Source organism: Streptomyces sp. NPDC043680, assembly GCF_056436685.1.
In genome coordinates, this window is sequence record NZ_JBWKCE010000027.1 from 21333 (window position 1) to 36218 (window position 14886).

Here is a 14886-nt window from a genome sequence, read left to right on the forward strand (position 1 = left end):
GGGGGTCGTCTTTGCAGTCCCCCTCCAGGAAAGGGAAGACGCACATGCACAGGATGACATCAACTCAGGCCCGCCGGATGCGGCGCCCGGTGCTCCAGGCCGCGATCGACGCCGGCGCCAAGTGCGCCCAGGCCGACCCCGACCTCTTCTTCCGGGCCGACGGGGAGCCGCCGGCCACCTGGCAGGCGCAGCGCGCCGAGGCGATCGGCTTCTGCCACGGCTGCCCCGTCCGGGCGGCCTGCGAGGAGCTGGCCCTGCGCGACGGCGACGGCAACGACCGCGTCGACGACCTGGTCCGCGGCGGCCGTTCCGGCTACGAGCTGGTCGCCCTCCGCGAGCTCCAGGCCCAGCGCCTCGCCGCCGCGATCACCGCCGACGAGGCCAGCGACCGGGAGTGGAACAAGCTCCAGGACCTCGCCGTGAAGCTGAACCGCGAGGCCCGCCGGATGCCGACCCGGAGCGGTGGCATGCCGCACCAGGCCGCACTCCTGCGGCAGCAGAACGAGCGGATCGCCGAGCTCGCCGCCAAGCTGGCTGTGGTGCGCACCGCCCGTCGCGCCCGGACCGGTTGGGAGGTCGCGGCATGACCGCCACCCTGACCCCGCGCGCCGGGAAGATCGACGACATCCGCCGCGAAGACGACTCCCGCGGCTACGAGCGGGACGAGACCGACTCCCTCCACCAGCTCGGCACCCTGCTGCTCACGATGGCCGAGCGGGACGACGCCCGGATCCCCGAAGGCCGCCGGGCCCGGCGCACCCTCGCGGAGATGGCCCCCGGCTACGTCCGGCCCCCGCTGCTGTCCTTCAACGTGCCGGTCCGCGCGGCGGACGACGCCTGCGTCCTGTGCGGCTTCTGGACCTGCCGCTGCGGGAACGCCGCCGCCCCGGCGCCGCCGCCGAGCGCGACGGGCACGGTCCGGTGAGTAGCTGCGGCCACCCCCCGACCCTGGTCACCGTGAACTCCACCGGCGCGGACGGCAAGCCGTACCAGTCGGTCAAACACGAGCCCTGCACCTGCGGGACGCCGCCGCAGCCGCAGCCCGAACAGGAGTAGGGCTTGCACATACCGGCCGCCCGTACCGCCCAGCACCACGCGGTACGGGCCATCGCCGCGCGCGGTCTGACCCACCCGCTCACCCAGGCGCGCCTGGCGGCCGCCGTGCTCACCGCGGCGGCCGCCTGGGACGCCGGCCACCGCGTCACCGACATCCACCCGCCCCTCGCCAGACGCGGCAAGAGCTGAATACCCGGCGTCCCGCCCGACGGGCCCGGAGGCCAGGCTCTGGACCGCAGCCCTGGCCCCGCCGCGTACCGGCCGCCCGCCCTCCGGGACGCCGCCCTTTCACACACCTTCGGTCCGGGAGAGTCTCGGGCCCGTCACTCGCCAGGAGAGCCCCATGCAACGCAGCACCAAGCTCGACACCGGGACGGCCCCGACCGGCAGCCGGCTGCCGGAGTCCCTGTGCACGCACCGGCCGACGTGCCCGACCGCAGACAGCCCCGACCGCGAGGCCGCACACACCATCGCCTCCCACCCCGAACAGGGCTGGAGCCTGCTCTGCAACTCCGTCCTGGTCTTCGAGGACACCGGCGAGCTGCTGCCCGACGGCCGGATCATCGACCCGCACCGGCCCGTCGGGGCCATGCATGCCGGGCAGCCCTTCGGGCGGCCGGACACGCATGCGCTCATCGAGGGCACGGTCGGCAGCGGCAAGACCGACAGCGCCGCGTTCCACAAGCTGGCGACCCTGGCCAACTCCTCCCGGTCGGCCTGACGGCTGCCTGATCCGCCCGCACCGACCGCCGAACATCTGGCGGCCGGGTCGGGCGGTGAAGGGGAGCCGGACAGCCCGGACCATCAGGACTGAGGAGTTGCTGTGCCCGACACCGCACAGAGCACCGCCCCCGTGACCACCTACATGCGGGGTCAGTACGTCCTCTACCGCAACCCGGAGATGTTCTGGACCGGGCAGGAGGGCCACACCTTCGTCTGCCGTGTCGAGCGGATCTGCGTGGGCGGGACCACCTACGACCTGACCCCGCTGCCGTCGGGCCGCCAGATCGGCGCCGCGAGCCCCGACTACATGCGGCCGCTGCCGGCCGTCGACGCGATGCGCGACATCGACACCGCCCCGCTCAACACCGGTACGGCCGCCGACATGACCCCGGCCGCCGTCGCCTGGCTCACCCAGCAGGCCGCCACCCTCTCCCGGCGCCCGGAACTGCCGCCCCACAGCGGCTGACCCGGCCACGCTCCCCCACCCCTTCCTCCGTCTGCCGACCGGCCCCCGGTCGGCAGACGAAGGAAGCGCACTGCCAGAAAGGACTTCCCGCTGTGACCACCCGACGCCCTGCCCGCCGGCCCGCCACGAAGCCCACGACGAAGAAGACCACCGCCGCCGACCAGTCCGCCGAGACCACCGAGACCGCCACCACCGTGGCCGAGCCCACCGCGACCGCCCCGGTGGAGGACACCGAGGCGCTGGTGACCTCCGCGCGCGCCGAGGCCGACCAGCTGCTCGCCGCCGCCCGCACCGAAGCCGCGTCCCTAGTGGACCAGGCCCGGCAGCAGGTCAACGACGCGGACGCCGCCGCCCTGAAGGCGCAGAGCGAGGCAGAGGAGATCCTGGCGGCGGCGACCGCGCAGGCCGAGCGGATGCGCAAGCTCACCGACGAGCAGATCACCGCGGCCGAGGAGACCGTGCAGCGCGCCCGCACGATCGCCGACGGCGACCTGGCCGCCGCCGAGCAGACCCTGGCCCGCCGCCGCCAGGCCGCCGAGAAGCTCCAGGCCGAAGCCGAGCTGGAGGCCGGCCGGATCGTGGAAGCGGCCCGTACCCGGGCTGAGCAGATCCGCGCCGAGGCCGAGGAGGACAAGACCCGCGCCCAGAGCGAATCCGACGCCACCGCCGCGCACGCCGCGCACCTGGTGGAGGAAGCCAAGCAGCGGGCCGCGGACCTCGTCGCGGCGGCCGAGGCCGACGCGGAGGCCCGGCGCGACGCCGCGGCCCAGATGCGCGAGCAGGCGGAGAAGGACTCCGAGCAGCTGCGCACGCAGGCCCGCGACGGAGTGGCCGCCGCCGAGGAGGACGCGGCCCGGATCCTGGACGCCGCCCGCAGCCAGGCCCGTGAGGTGCTGCGGGAGGCCGAGGACGATGCCGACGACCGCCGCACGGAGGCGCAGCAGACGCTCCAGGCAGCGCAGGAGCAGGCCGAGGACGAGGTCCTTAAGGTCCGCTCGCTGGCCGAGGCGAAGGCCGCCGGGGTCATCACCGGCGCGGAGGCCGCGGCCGCCGAACGGATCACGGTCGCCGAGAAGGAAGCCGCACGGCTGGTCGCAGACGCCGAGGAGGAAGCCGAGTCGGTCCGCTCCCGCTTCCGCTACGAGCAGCAGGAGGTGTGGCAGGAGCTGACCGCCTCTCGCGAGGAGATCGCCAAGGCGCAGGCGCTCATCGCACTCCAGGAGAAGCGGAAGAACTTCGTCAACACCTGGGGCCCGCGGGTGGCGCTCGGCGCGACGATCGTCCTCACCGCGTCCGGCGAGTTCGCTCTGGCCAAGCTGTCCGGCTGGCCGTGGCAGGTCGCCTGGGCGCTGCCGCTCGCGATCGACGTGTACGTCGTGCAGGCGTTCCGCCGGCACCGCGACGTCGCCGCAGCCCTCATCCTCATGGTCGCCGCGAACGCCGCCTACCACCTCGCGGCCGCCGGCCTCGTCGGCGTCGAGACGCCCGTCGGCGACAAGCTGAAGCCGCTGTGGTGGCTGATCGTCGCGGTCGCCGCCATCGCCCCGTGGGTGATGTGGCGGATCCACCAGATCACCAAGGAACCCGGTGAGACGGCAGTCGGTGAGACCGGCACGGCCACGACGGCGCAGCCGCTTGAGACCGACCGAACCCGGCCCGCCGGTGAGACCGACACCGCCCGGTCCGCCGATCTCACCGCCTCCGGTGAGACGGTCCCGCACCCGCGCACCGCTCCGGCCCCCTCTGTTGAGACGGCCGAGGGTGAGACGCGGTGGGCCCTTGAGACGGCACCCGGTGAGACCGGGACCCCGGTGAGCACGACTGAGACGACGTCTCACACGGGTGAGACCCGCAGGTCAGACCGTGAGACGAACACCAGCCCCGGGGGCGCGGTCGCCCTCCCGCTGCGCTCGGTTGAGACGAACCGCCCCGCCCTCGCCCGGGACGCTGAGATCGAAGGACAGGTCACCTCGCTGCTGAGCCTCATGTACCGGCGGCAGGGCCTCGACACCGTCTCAGTCGACGAGGCCAAGGACATCCTCGGCGTCTCACGGGCCACCGCCGGCCGCCGACTTGAGATCGCACGGTCCCGCTACACGAACGTCTCGTGAGACGACGCGGCCAACCCGGCCGCGCCAGCCGCCCCGTCCGACCGAGAGGAGCTCCTCCTGTGAGCATGTCCCAGTACGTGATCGGCATGGTCCTCGTCCTGGCGGCTCTGGCCGCCCTCGTGGCCACGCCGCTGCTGATCGTCCACTCCCGCACGACGTACGACCACGGCCCCAGCTGCTTCTGGTGCCACCCGCGCCTCCCGCGCGGGCGCAGCCGGCACTGACCGCCCCGCACAGCGTCCGACACCAACAGTGAAGGCCAGCCCATTCGACCTGGGCTGGCCTTCGCTGCGACTGCCGGAAGCAGCAACAGCCTGCCCAGTAGACCAGATTCACCGCCCCCAGCAGGCCCGGTCATTCGTACTGGGACCTCCTCTGTCCTCAGCTTCGGCGAGCCCGGCCCAGCCGGTCCTCGCCGGAGCTGTCGCGCCCTCGCCGAGACGCGCAAATGACGACAAAAGCACCTGACCTTCCAAGGAGGAACCAGCGTGACCCACGACCGCGAACGCGAATACATCGACCAGAGATTCACCAACCTGACCTCCGGCGTGGAGTGGGAGCAGCCCGCCCCCACCCCCTACGGACCGCCCGTCAAGGCCCCCATGACGGGACAGACCAAGGCCCTGCTCGCGATGGCCGGACTGGTCATCGTCGGCGCCAGCGCGGTCGGAGTTTCCGCCTTCAGCGCCTCCTCCGGGCAGGCCGAGGTGCGGGCCCAGGAGCTCGCCCTCCAGGCCCAGCAGCTCGAGGTGGAGCGGGCCAAGCTGAACGCCCCGGACGCGAAAGCGGAAGAGCGGCGCATCGCCGGATTCCAGGCGTGCATCGAGAAGGCCGGCATGAACAAGGACGTCTGCGCGCAGGCGTTCCCGGCCCCCGGCGCAACGAACCTCGGAGGCTCCCGGGGCGCGGCCAACGTGTCCTCCGTTTCCGACTCCAACCAGGGCGGAGGGTCCGGCATCACGGGAGGTCTCGTCATCGCCGGAGTCGCGGTCGTCGGGATCGGATTCATGGTCCGCAAGGCCAACAAGGCCAGTAACGCCACGTAAGTTCCTTCCTTCCTTCCCTCCCACACAGAAAGGCCCGTTCCCGCGTCCCATGGGGCCGTGAACGGGCCTTTCGGCCGGGAGGGAAGGAAGGAAGGAAGTCACAGAAAGTGAGGATCTCGCAGTGTCGACCCCGCCCGCCCCGCCCCCGATGCCCCCTCAGTCGCCCCCCGGCGCTGCCCCGGCCACCCCGCCGGCCCAGACCCCGGCGCCGCCCTCCACCCCCGCTCCGGCCGCCCCGGCCGGGGGCGGGATCCTCGCTCCGGTTACGCTCGCGCGTCCCACCCGGGACGCCTCCGGAGGATCCGCCGCCTACGCCTCCCAGGAGGAGAACGGCAGCACGGACAGCAAGCCCGGCAAGGGGGCGAAGAACACCGCGAGCCCCGGTATGTGGAAGGGGATCGCCGCCTACATCGCGAATCGTCCGCAGCAAAAGATCGCGGTGCAGCACACGATCAGCGAGATCCGCGGCACGTCCACCGACCGCAAGATCAACCACGGGATCACGGAGAAGAAGGGCGCCACCTCCGACACCAAGTCGAACCGCACGGCGACCACCGCTCACAGCAACAAGAGCGACAAGTCCGCCAAGACCGCCGACACCCGCGACGCCAAGACCTCCGCGGCCAGCACCAAGGCCGACAAGAACAGCCGCGACGCGAAGACCGCCGACACCCGTAGCTCTGCGGAAAAGAACAGCCGCGACGCCAAGACGGCCGACACGCGCAGCTCGGCCGACAAGAACAGCAACACCCGGGACGCGAAGACGGCCGACACCCGCAATTCCGCGGACAAGAACAGCCGCGACGCGAAGACGGCCTCGGACCGCAAGGACCACAACACCCGCCAGCAGACGGGCAAGACGTCCACGGACACCCAGGACCGTACGGCCCGCGACGACAAGACCAGCCGCAAGACCGACACGAACGGGCGGCAACCGCCGGAGAGCAAGCCCGCCTCCGCCACCACGCCGCCGAAGGCCCCCGCCCCCGGCACGGCCACCGCACCCCCCACTCCGGCCAAGGCCGCGGACAAGCCCACGGCGGCGAAGCCGGACCCGGCCACCACGAAGCCGGGCCCCCAGCCCGCGCCCGGCGCGCCAGCGCCCGGCCCGTCCGCACCGACCAGTCCGGCTCCGGCCGGGCCGACCGGTCCGTCCGGCCCCGCTCCCACCGGCAAGCGGGGCAAGGTCAAGCTCCGCAAGGGCCCCTACAGCGCGCAACCCGCGCGCGAAGAGGGCTTCAAGGCCGGGGCGCAGCAGGCCGCCGTCGACGCGGACAAGGCCGCGTGGAAGGACGGCTACGCGGACGGCCAGCAGGCCATCCGCGACAAGGCCGCCCGAGACAAGCAGCAGATGGACGCCGCCCGCGACCGCACCCGAGGAGTTCCGCCCGTGCCCGCCACGCCCCCCGCCCCGCCGGCCCCGCCCGCACCCCCCGCCGCCGCTCCGGCGACGCCGGGAGTGACGCCCCTGGGGGCGAAGGTCGTCGGCGACAACGTGCAGCTGTCCAACGGCACCACTCTGACCCGCGGCGAGGTCCTCAACCTGCGCGCCTTCACTCGGTTCCTTCACGGCAAGGAGCAGCAGACCCACCAGATCGTCGACCAGTGCAAGCAGGCCAAGGAAGTCTCGGCGAACCGCGTCCAGCAGATCCAGCAGCTGATCGAGCAGTGCCAGGACCCGAAGATCAAGGGCGGCAAGCACCTGGTCGCCTCCCTGCAGAAGCTCCACGACGCGACCGAAGCCCAGGCGAAGGAGGCCGACAAGATGCACGCCAACGCGGCGCGCGGCATCGACGCCCTGCAGACCCTCAACAAGAACGCGGAGACCCGCCACGGCGGCGTCTACAAGGCCGTGGCCGACTCCCCCGAGACCAGCCCCGCCGAACGCGCCTTCTACACCCGATAGGAGACCCCAGATGGCAGAGACCACCTACCGCGCGCTGCGCGCCGAAGTACAGAAGGTCGCCTACTCCGTGGCCAGGGAGGGCGAGACGATCCGGGAGATCGGCCAGCGCGCCGACCAGAACGCCCAGCGTGTGGCCCAGGTCGCCGACAACCTGGCGAACCTCGAAGTCGACACCCACACCACCGGCGAGGCCAAGGACACGGCGCGGATCATGCGCGGCCTGTCCCAGGTCGCCATCGCCGCGGCGTCGGCCGCCGACAACGTGGGCGGCGCCGCGCGTGCCGCCGACGCCCAGGCCCAGAAGTCCCACGAGGGCATCGACGAGCAGGTCGGTGCGATGACCGTCCCCATGGCCCGCGCCTCTTTCTACGAACAGGAGTAACCGAGCATGTCCGAGATCACCGTGACCCGCCGCCCTCAACTCGCCGACCAGGTCCCCGCGCTGGTCTCGGTGATCGCCCCGCCCGTCCTCGGCGCGCTGACCCCGCTCCTCGAGCCCGGCCTCGCCGCCCTCACCGCGGCCGCCACGGTCTGCGGCAGCGCCGCCTTCGCCACCCACTACGTGGGCCGCGTACCGGCGAACATCGTCAACGCCACGGGGATCGGGGACGTCCTGGCGGCCCAGCGCTCCACCCTGCTGGGCTCCAGCCTCCTGACCTCCATGGCCGTCGTACCGGGCGCGTTCCTCGGCCCCGCGTACGCGGACGCACTCATGGCCGGCTTCCTCGACCCGGCCTCGGTGTCCGGGCTCGTCTCCGCCGCCTGGTGGACGATGTGGGCCGGCCTCACCATCAAGCTCCGCCCCGCCCTGGCAGCCCGCAGGGTCCGCATCACCGCCCCCACCCCGGAGGCCGGCCCGGCCGCCGCCCCAGGGCCGGGCGGTCTCTACAAGGTGTGGGCCGACCACATCTCCGGCGAGAGCGGCGCGCACCCCGGCCAGCACCTCGTCGGCGTGAGCGACACCGGGGACCGGTGGGAGGGCATCATCGAGGCCCCCCAGGGCCGGTCGGTGAACGTCTCCGCCGAATCGGTCGGCTCCGCGTACCGGGTCCCGGCCGAGTGGGTCAGCTTCGCGGCCGGCCACCACCCCGGCGAGCAGTACGTGACGGTGCGCCGCACCCCGCCGGCGGAGCTGGACCCCACCACGATGGAGGGGATGTGGGCCCGCCTGGTCCGGCCCACCGTCATGCCGGGCACCCACCTCAAGGACGCCCAGGTCGACCCGGCGACCGGCGGCTGGGTGGCGTGGGTCGTGGCCGACGAGGACAAGGCGTCCCTGCCCGTCCCCAACCGCACGGACCTGGTGGGTGCTCTGCGGTCCACCATGACCCTGGTCGACTACCAGCCCAACAAGTCCGACCCCCGCAAGGCGAAGATCCACATCATGGAGAAGAACCCCCTGGAGGACGGGGTGCCCTTCCCCGGCCCGCAGGTGCTCAAGCCGTCCCCGGGCGGATACATCTCCATCGGGCGCGGCGTCTCCGGCCGCCCCGCCCGCCTCCAGCTCTTCGACCCCGTCCTCGGCGCGCAGCACGTGTTCATCGCCGGGGTCACCGGCTCCGGCAAGGGCGGCGCCGTCCAGATCATCGCCCTCGCCGGACACCTCGCCGGGATGGCGATCATCTACGCCGACCCCAAGGGATCCAGCAACCCCGACGTCGAGACGATGGCCGCCTACGCCGCCACCGGCGACGACGCGATCAAGGCCCTGCGCCTGTCCTACGCCATCCTCAAGCACCGGATCGCCGAGTCCGCGCGCCTGGGCAGGAAGAACTTCAAGGCGACGGACGACTGCCCGTGGATCATGACGGTCGTGGACGAGACCCACATGATCACCGACACAGCCACCGAGACCGGCAAGGAAGCGGTGTTCATCCTGGACAAGCTCGCCTCGCTGGGCCGCAACCTCGGCATGACGCTGCTGATCGTCAACCAGGCCGTCAACGCCGCCAAGCTCGGCGGCGACACCGCGATCCGCACCAACGTCATCCAGGGCGGCGCGATGATCATGCTGCGCACCGACAGCGCCCAGTCCAACCTCGTGACCGTGGAGGGCTTCGAGGGCATCGACCCCGGCGCGATCCCCGCCGCCTGGAACATCGAGGACGAGCCCCTCATCTGGTCCGACGACCTGCCCATCAACGACCCGGCGAGGACGTTCGGCCTCGGCTACGTCGGCTCGCCCGGCGAGCCGGTGCAGATGATGCGGACCTGGGTCCTGGAATCCGCCGCCCCCTACATCCGCCACGACGCCATCATCTGGCCGCAGGACTTCACAAGCTGGGACGACCGGCACCAGATCGCCGACACCCCCGTGAACGGCGACGGCGACGCCCCTGCCAGCAGCGGCGGCTCGGACTGGGGCAGCGGCGGATACGAGCCCCCGCCCGGCGGCGGTTTCAAGGCACCGGCCGAACCCGCCGCGGACGTCGCCATCCTGGACTGCCTCGACAACCACGCCGGCCTGGAGATGCCCAAAGCCACGATCCTCGCTCTCACCGGCCTCAACGAGAAGACGCTCTCCAACACACTCACCGACCTGGTCAAGAAGGGAGCCATCGAACGCGTCAAGAACGGCGTCTACCGCAAGAACGCATAGAAGGGAGCAAGAACCCATGCTCGGCAACCTCGCGAGGCCCGCACACCGTGCGGGCCTCCCCCGCCCCGATGCCCGAGCCGTGCAGGGCCTGATCGGTCAGGTCGACGCGGTGTTCGCCACCGGCCCGGCCGGCTACCCGGAGCCCAGCATCCGCCACACCCTGCGCACCGGCCGGGAGCTGATCATCCGCTACGGCTGGACCCGCGGAACCCTCTGCGACCGACACGGCCTGTGCCTGCTCGGGTCCGTCCAGGCCGCCGCCCTCGCCTACGACCCGACCGTATGGGCGCGCGAAGTGAAGGCGGCGGAACTCCGGCTCATGAACACCCTCGGTACCGCCGACCCCCACGAGCTCCCCCGCTTCAACAACCGCCAGACGTGGGCCGGCCCGGTCCTCGACCTCCTGTTCCGCGCCGCGAACTGACCCAACTCGGGCCCCGGTAACCCCTGGGCGCACAGACCCCGGCTGCGGTTTCATGAGGCCATGCAACCGAGCGAGGGCAGCAGCGACTTCGAGGCGCCGTGCAACTGCGGCGCCCTCGGCGACCACGAGCCCAACCGGAACTGCTCCCATCAGCCGGTCATCCACATCGAAGTGACCGGGGGCCGCTCGGCCTGCCTCGAAGCCCTCGGGGTGCTCCGCGCCCACTACCACGTGTTCCCCGAGCACGAGTGGCAGGACCCGAACAGCGAGCAGTGGGTGTTCCAGCTCGGCGCCGTCCGAAACTACTGGCGGCCGCTCGCGCCGGCCCCGGCGCTCACCGCACCAGCGGCACCCACCCCGGAAGCCGCCGTACTCGCCTGCCTCCACGACGCCCTCGGCCTGGAAGTCGACGAGAACGCCATCGGCGCCCTCACCAACCTGACCGGCGACACCCTCACCACCACCCTGACCGCCCTGGTCAAGGTCGGCAAGATCGAACACGTCCGGCTCGGCTACTACCGCAAGAACACCTAGCCGCAGCCCCCAGCTCAGCCCCGCGCCCCGCCCGGAGACCCTTCCCGGCGGGGCGTCGCACTGTCCTGCCCAAAACCCAGACACCAGGAGACACCGCCCGTGCGCCGCTACGCCTACCGCTGCACCGTCTGCCGCACCACCAGCCCCGTCGTCCACCAGCCCGACGACCTGGCCGCCGAAGGCGAGTCCCACCGCATCGCACTCCACGGCGGGCACATACCCGACAACGAAGGCGCCGGTGAAGTCGACCGCCTCGGCCGCTGGTACGCCTCCCTCGGACCGCTGATCGCGATGCACGCACGCATCACGGACGGGCTCAGCGACCTCCGCGACCCCAAGGGCACTGGCCACCCCTTCTGGGCCTCCGCCGCCGCCACCCTCATCCTCGGCAGCGCGGCCGCCCTCGTTCTCGGCATCATCTCCGCCGCCCTCTGACCCCTGCACCGACCGCCCTGCCTGGTCACCGGCCCGGCCACCCCGCACCCGGGGCGGCCGGGCCGGTGACCGGACAGGCCGACCGGCCTACACGCTCAGCCCGTGCCCGCCGCCCCGCACCTGAAGGCGGCGGGCACATCCACGTCCACTCCACCGACACGGAAGGGTTCATCGTGCTCATCCCCCGCCCCCGCCGCAGGATCGGCCGCCCGCGCCCCACCATCCCCGGCCCCCGCTACCCGCTGCCCCAGCGCCGACTGCCCGGCACCTGGAGCAGCTGATGCCGCGGGCGCGACGGAAGCGGCGCCGCGAACTCAAGCGAGTCCCCCGCACGGACGCGACCCTGCCCGAGCACGACCGGGGGGCCATACCCGAAGGGCTGCTCACGCGGCGGCAACTGCGGGAAAGGGGACTGAGCCCCGGCGGCCACGACCCGGTCGCGGTCCTGCGCTGCAAGTACTGCGCCTTCCGGCCCGACCAGTCCTGCAACCACCCCACCCGGGGCTGGCGCTACGACGCGAGCCTCGCCCGACCGAAACGGGTCCCGACGCTCGCCCAGGAGTGGGCGCTGGACCGCGCGATGGCCGCCCGCCAGACGTGCCCCGTGCCCACTTGCGGCCGGCGGTACGTGTTCTGCCTCCCTCTCAAGACGCTCGGCTCGTGCCTGGAATGCGCGGAGGGCACCCCGGCCGACCCCGGCTCCTACTTCGCTCCCCCGTCCGGCCACCCGCTGGCCGCCTGACCGAGAGGACACCCGCTCATGAGCACCGCCGTTCGCCCTTCCGTCTTCACCGAGCCCGACCGGCCCAAGAACCTGCTGATCCGCTTCGTGACGACCGGCGGCAGCTACGTTGACGTCACCGGCCACGGCGAGCACTTCGACAACAACAGCTGGAACTGCCTCGGCTGCGGCGACGCCTCCCGAAGCCCGGAGAAGGACTACCTCTTCCGCATCCGGCCCGACGCCAACAACCACGCCACCGCCTGCCGCGCCATCCCGCTGACGTGACCGGCCTGCGCACCACCCTGCTGCTCGCCGCCGCCGTCCCGCTCGCCGCGGCGACGGCCGCCGCCGCACTCAAGGCCGGCCACCTCGCGCTGCACGCCGACAGGCACCGCATCGAGATCACCGCCCGCCCCCGGCCGGGCTGCCCGCGCTGCCACGGCGAGGGCGGCTGGTGGGTCGGCGGCGCCTTCCCCGAGATGGAGGCGTGCGGCTGCTGGGCCCACCGGCGCGAGCTGCGCATCCGGCTCTGGCCCGTCCCGGCCTGGGACGAGCCCCCGTTCTGAAACACCACCGCCCCCGGCCGGAGACCGGTCGGGGGCGGTGCGCATCGCAGGGCGTCCGCAGCATCGGCAAGAGGCCGGGCGCCCCGCACACCCCACCCCGCAACACCGAGATGAGGAGCACACCCAGCATGACCGATCGCCTCCGCGCCATCGAGGGCCTGGCCCTGGTCGCCGCTCTCACCGCCGTCTTCGACTCTGTCCACCCCCTCGGCGACCAGTTCGTCCAGAACAGCCACGACGCGTCGACCAAGGGCATGCACGGCTCGCACCTGGTCTACACGAACGACGGCTCCCCGGTGGAGGAGAACCCCTGGCGCAGCGGCAAGGAGGGCCGCACCTGCACCGCCAGCGCGTACGGCCGCCGCAGCGTGAGCCGACACGTGGCCAGCTACAGCGCCCTGCAGCTCGCCTCCACGATCGCCGTCACCCGCACCCTGGGCTACCGCGTTCCCGTGGCCGCGCTCCTGACCGGCGCCGCGATCAACGCGGTCACACACGGAATCCTGGACCGCCGCGATCCGCTGCTCTGGCTCGCCGAGAAGGCCGGCAAGACCGGCTACATCAAGCACGCCACCGTTGTCCGCAAGGCCGGCGGCGAGGGCACCGAGTACCCCAAGGCCGTCCAGGACGTCTCCGGCCCGGGTACCGCGCTGATGGAGCTGGACCAGGCGGCCCACCGTGCGATCGGCGTGGCCGCCGCCCTGGTCACGACCTGGCTCACCCTGCGCAAGGGCGATCGCAGGTGACCCCCGCCGCCTGTACCCGTCTGGAGCGCGTCCGTGCCTCGGCCGGGATCGTGAAGCTCGCCATCCAGCAGATCGAGGACGGGCTGGGCGGGCCGATCGACGCCGAGTTCCTCGCCGAGACGCTGCGCGAGCTGTTCGACGAGGCCGACCCCAAGGGCGGCGTCCTCGGCTCCCTCAAACCAGCTGCTGACGATGGCCTCGCGCGCCGCCGCGCTCACCCCGCTGGACGGCGAGGACTCCGAGTCCGCCGCCTGCGGCCGCGGCCTTCCTCCTCGACTCCGCCGGGATGCGCCTGCACCTGGCCACCTCCACCCTCGACCCGCAAGGGGAACGCCCGTGAGGACCACCTTCGAAGGCACAATGCAGCCGCTCGACACGACCATCCCCGATCCGGCGCTGATCGTCCTCATCGGCGCGGCGGGGAGCGGCAAGAGCACATGGGCGAACACCTGGCCCTCCACGCAGGTCCTGGAGCTCGACCACTTCAGGGCCATGGTCTCGGACGAGGCCGGAGATCAGTCGGCCACCTTGTCCGCGGTGAACGTGATGCACACCGTGCTGGAGGCCCGCCTCGCCCGGAAGCGCACGACGGTGATCGACGCGTCGAACACCGAGGAGCGGGTGAGGGCTGGCCTTGTGCAGATGGCCCGGAACTACGGCGTGCCCACCGTCGCGTTCCTGCTCTCCACCCCGGCCGATGTGTGCGTGGAGCGCCAGGCCGACCGGAGTCCGGACCGCGCGGTGCCCGAGGGCGTCGTACGCCGCCAGCACGCCGAAGCCGTCGCCGCCTTCCCCCGGCTGCGCGGCGAGGGCTTCGACCACGTCGTCTTCGCCGACAACATCCACCGCCTGGAGCCGCTCCTCAAGCGCGCCAGCGACATCCGCCGCTGCGAGCTCGGCTGGGACGGCGGCGACGGCCTGGGCGGCCTGCTCCTGGTCCGCCGCACGTTCGGCGCGGAGGTGCTGCCGCTGTGGCGGTGGCGGGAGAACTCGCCGCTCGCCGGCGGCGACCGCGTCGGCGAGATCCGCCTCGGGCCCGACCGCCTGGTCCTCGCCCTGCGCACGGACGTCGACGGCGAGGGCGACTTCGGGTTCGACCTGCTGGTCGGCTGCCCGCACGACGACGACTGCGACGCCCCGGCGTGGCAGCCGGTCTTCTCGGTCACCGACCTGCTGAAGGCCCACACCAGCGAAAGCGGGCTGCACCCGGACGCCGTCTGCTCCGTCCACGGCGGCCCCGACGACGTCGACCAGGAGGCCGACGACCACGCCCGTGGCATGGACGACGACTTCGACGGCCGCGCCGACCTGGAAGAGCAGTTTGCGGCGGCGGTCCGCGAGTGAGCCGCGCCGCCGACGGCCCGCACCCGCATCCCCTCACCCCGGCGGAGCTTTCGGCCGGGGACCGATGGCTCTACGGCTGGGACGAATGCCAGCTGCCGGTGCAGGGCGGGGCCGCCGGCCTGGCCGCGCACCGCCGCACCGTCCACAACCCCCGCCGTGACTACGGCGACCCGCGCACCCCGATCCACATCCAGCTCTGAGCGGCC

General features: G+C 72.6%; 19 protein-coding genes and 1 pseudogene. All 20 read left to right on the forward strand.

All coding sequences use genetic code 11. The features are described 5' to 3' along the window. The first annotated feature begins 44 nt into the window (after positions 1–44). The 20 genes and pseudogenes from AC0666_RS32005 to AC0666_RS32100 all read left to right on the forward strand — a co-directional run bounded on the left by AC0666_RS32005 (position 45) and on the right by AC0666_RS32100 (position 14880). Positions 45–587 carry a WhiB family transcriptional regulator gene (locus AC0666_RS32005; protein WP_468587091.1) on the forward strand — a complete coding sequence of 181 codons (543 nt, stop codon included), beginning with the start codon at positions 45–47 and terminating at the stop codon, positions 585–587. Continuing rightward, positions 584–925 carry a hypothetical protein gene (locus tag AC0666_RS32010; protein ID WP_478708914.1) on the forward strand — a complete coding sequence of 114 codons (342 nt, stop codon included), beginning with the start codon at positions 584–586 and terminating at the stop codon, positions 923–925. The genes AC0666_RS32005 and AC0666_RS32010 overlap by 4 nt, the downstream gene beginning before the upstream one ends. Positions 926–1059: 134 nt before the next feature. Next, positions 1060–1245, forward strand: coding sequence for a hypothetical protein (locus AC0666_RS32015; RefSeq protein WP_478708915.1), 186 nt, complete (start codon positions 1060–1062; stop codon positions 1243–1245). Between the two features lie 217 nt (positions 1246–1462). Continuing rightward, a pseudogene (locus AC0666_RS32020) lies at positions 1463–1645 on the forward strand (DUF5999 family protein); the annotation flags it as partial. A 234-nt stretch (positions 1646–1879) separates the two neighbouring features. Beyond that, the gene (locus tag AC0666_RS32025) at positions 1880–2245 is read left to right on the forward strand and encodes a hypothetical protein (RefSeq protein WP_478708916.1); all 366 of its coding nucleotides are present in this window, start codon (positions 1880–1882) and stop codon (positions 2243–2245) included. A 92-nt stretch (positions 2246–2337) separates the two neighbouring features. After that, on the forward strand, positions 2338–4356 hold the full coding sequence (locus AC0666_RS32030) for a coiled-coil domain-containing protein (RefSeq protein WP_478708917.1): 2019 nt from the start codon (positions 2338–2340) through the stop codon (positions 4354–4356). A 59-nt stretch (positions 4357–4415) separates the two neighbouring features. After that, positions 4416–4580, forward strand: coding sequence for a hypothetical protein (locus AC0666_RS32035; protein WP_478708946.1), 165 nt, complete (start codon positions 4416–4418; stop codon positions 4578–4580). 264 nt (positions 4581–4844) lie between these two features. Further along, positions 4845–5402 (forward strand): hypothetical protein, encoded by a 558-nt coding sequence (locus AC0666_RS32040; RefSeq protein WP_468587098.1) that lies wholly within the window; start codon positions 4845–4847, stop codon positions 5400–5402. A 121-nt stretch (positions 5403–5523) separates the two neighbouring features. Then, the gene (locus tag AC0666_RS32045; RefSeq protein ID WP_468587099.1) at positions 5524–7308 is read left to right on the forward strand and encodes a hypothetical protein; all 1785 of its coding nucleotides are present in this window, start codon (positions 5524–5526) and stop codon (positions 7306–7308) included. Positions 7309–7318: 10 nt separating this feature from the next. Then, complete coding sequence (locus tag AC0666_RS32050; RefSeq protein WP_329202815.1) at positions 7319–7690, forward strand: hypothetical protein; 372 nt, start codon at positions 7319–7321, stop codon at positions 7688–7690. A gap of 6 nt (positions 7691–7696) precedes the next feature. Further along, entirely contained in the window at positions 7697–9907 is a 2211-nt protein-coding gene (locus tag AC0666_RS32055; protein ID WP_468587100.1) for a hypothetical protein, read from the forward strand. Positions 9908–9923: 16 nt separating this feature from the next. Next, positions 9924–10331 carry a DUF6197 family protein gene (locus AC0666_RS32060; RefSeq protein ID WP_468587101.1) on the forward strand — a complete coding sequence of 136 codons (408 nt, stop codon included), beginning with the start codon at positions 9924–9926 and terminating at the stop codon, positions 10329–10331. Positions 10332–10391: 60 nt separating this feature from the next. Continuing rightward, positions 10392–10865: a hypothetical protein gene (locus AC0666_RS32065; protein ID WP_468587102.1), complete on the forward strand. Its 474-nt coding sequence runs from the start codon at positions 10392–10394 to the stop codon at positions 10863–10865. 99 nt (positions 10866–10964) lie between these two features. Beyond that, the gene (locus tag AC0666_RS32070; protein ID WP_356810736.1) at positions 10965–11300 is read left to right on the forward strand and encodes a hypothetical protein; all 336 of its coding nucleotides are present in this window, start codon (positions 10965–10967) and stop codon (positions 11298–11300) included. Positions 11301–11580: 280 nt separating this feature from the next. Continuing rightward, a complete protein-coding gene (locus AC0666_RS32075) occupies positions 11581–12042 on the forward strand; it encodes an RRQRL motif-containing zinc-binding protein (protein ID WP_478708918.1) in 462 nt (153 codons plus the stop codon). An 18-nt stretch (positions 12043–12060) separates the two neighbouring features. Beyond that, a complete protein-coding gene (locus AC0666_RS32080) occupies positions 12061–12309 on the forward strand; it encodes a hypothetical protein (protein WP_478708919.1) in 249 nt (82 codons plus the stop codon). Next, on the forward strand, positions 12306–12590 hold the full coding sequence (locus AC0666_RS32085; RefSeq protein ID WP_468587110.1) for a hypothetical protein: 285 nt from the start codon (positions 12306–12308) through the stop codon (positions 12588–12590). The genes AC0666_RS32080 and AC0666_RS32085 overlap by 4 nt, the downstream gene beginning before the upstream one ends. Positions 12591–12718: 128 nt before the next feature. After that, positions 12719–13336, forward strand: a complete 618-nt coding sequence (locus tag AC0666_RS32090) for a hypothetical protein (protein WP_478708920.1) — start codon at positions 12719–12721, stop codon at positions 13334–13336. Between the two features lie 360 nt (positions 13337–13696). Further along, positions 13697–14680, forward strand: a complete 984-nt coding sequence (locus AC0666_RS32095) for an AAA family ATPase (protein WP_468587195.1) — start codon at positions 13697–13699, stop codon at positions 14678–14680. Continuing rightward, complete coding sequence (locus AC0666_RS32100; RefSeq protein WP_478708921.1) at positions 14677–14880, forward strand: hypothetical protein; 204 nt, start codon at positions 14677–14679, stop codon at positions 14878–14880. Before AC0666_RS32095 ends, AC0666_RS32100 begins: the two co-directional genes overlap by 4 nt. The last annotated feature ends 6 nt before the right edge of the window (positions 14881–14886 follow it).

Bases quoted from the DNA above. Each gene is read 5' to 3' on its own strand.
- AC0666_RS32060 (WP_468587101.1), top strand. From the start codon at position 9,924: ATGCTCGGCAACCTCGCGAGGCCCGCACACCGTGCGGGCCTCCCCCGC.
- AC0666_RS32080 (WP_478708919.1), top strand. From the start codon at position 12,061: ATGAGCACCGCCGTTCGCCCTTCCGTCTTCACCGAGCCCGACCGGCCC.
- AC0666_RS32050 (WP_329202815.1), top strand. From the start codon at position 7,319: ATGGCAGAGACCACCTACCGCGCGCTGCGCGCCGAAGTACAGAAGGTC.
- AC0666_RS32095 (WP_468587195.1), top strand. From the start codon at position 13,697: ATGCAGCCGCTCGACACGACCATCCCCGATCCGGCGCTGATCGTCCTC.
- AC0666_RS32075 (WP_478708918.1), top strand. From the start codon at position 11,581: ATGCCGCGGGCGCGACGGAAGCGGCGCCGCGAACTCAAGCGAGTCCCC.
- AC0666_RS32065 (WP_468587102.1), top strand. From the start codon at position 10,392: ATGCAACCGAGCGAGGGCAGCAGCGACTTCGAGGCGCCGTGCAACTGC.
- AC0666_RS32055 (WP_468587100.1), top strand. From the start codon at position 7,697: ATGTCCGAGATCACCGTGACCCGCCGCCCTCAACTCGCCGACCAGGTC.
- AC0666_RS32005 (WP_468587091.1), top strand. From the start codon at position 45: ATGCACAGGATGACATCAACTCAGGCCCGCCGGATGCGGCGCCCGGTG.
- AC0666_RS32090 (WP_478708920.1), top strand. From the start codon at position 12,719: ATGACCGATCGCCTCCGCGCCATCGAGGGCCTGGCCCTGGTCGCCGCT.
- AC0666_RS32010 (WP_478708914.1), top strand. From the start codon at position 584: ATGACCGCCACCCTGACCCCGCGCGCCGGGAAGATCGACGACATCCGC.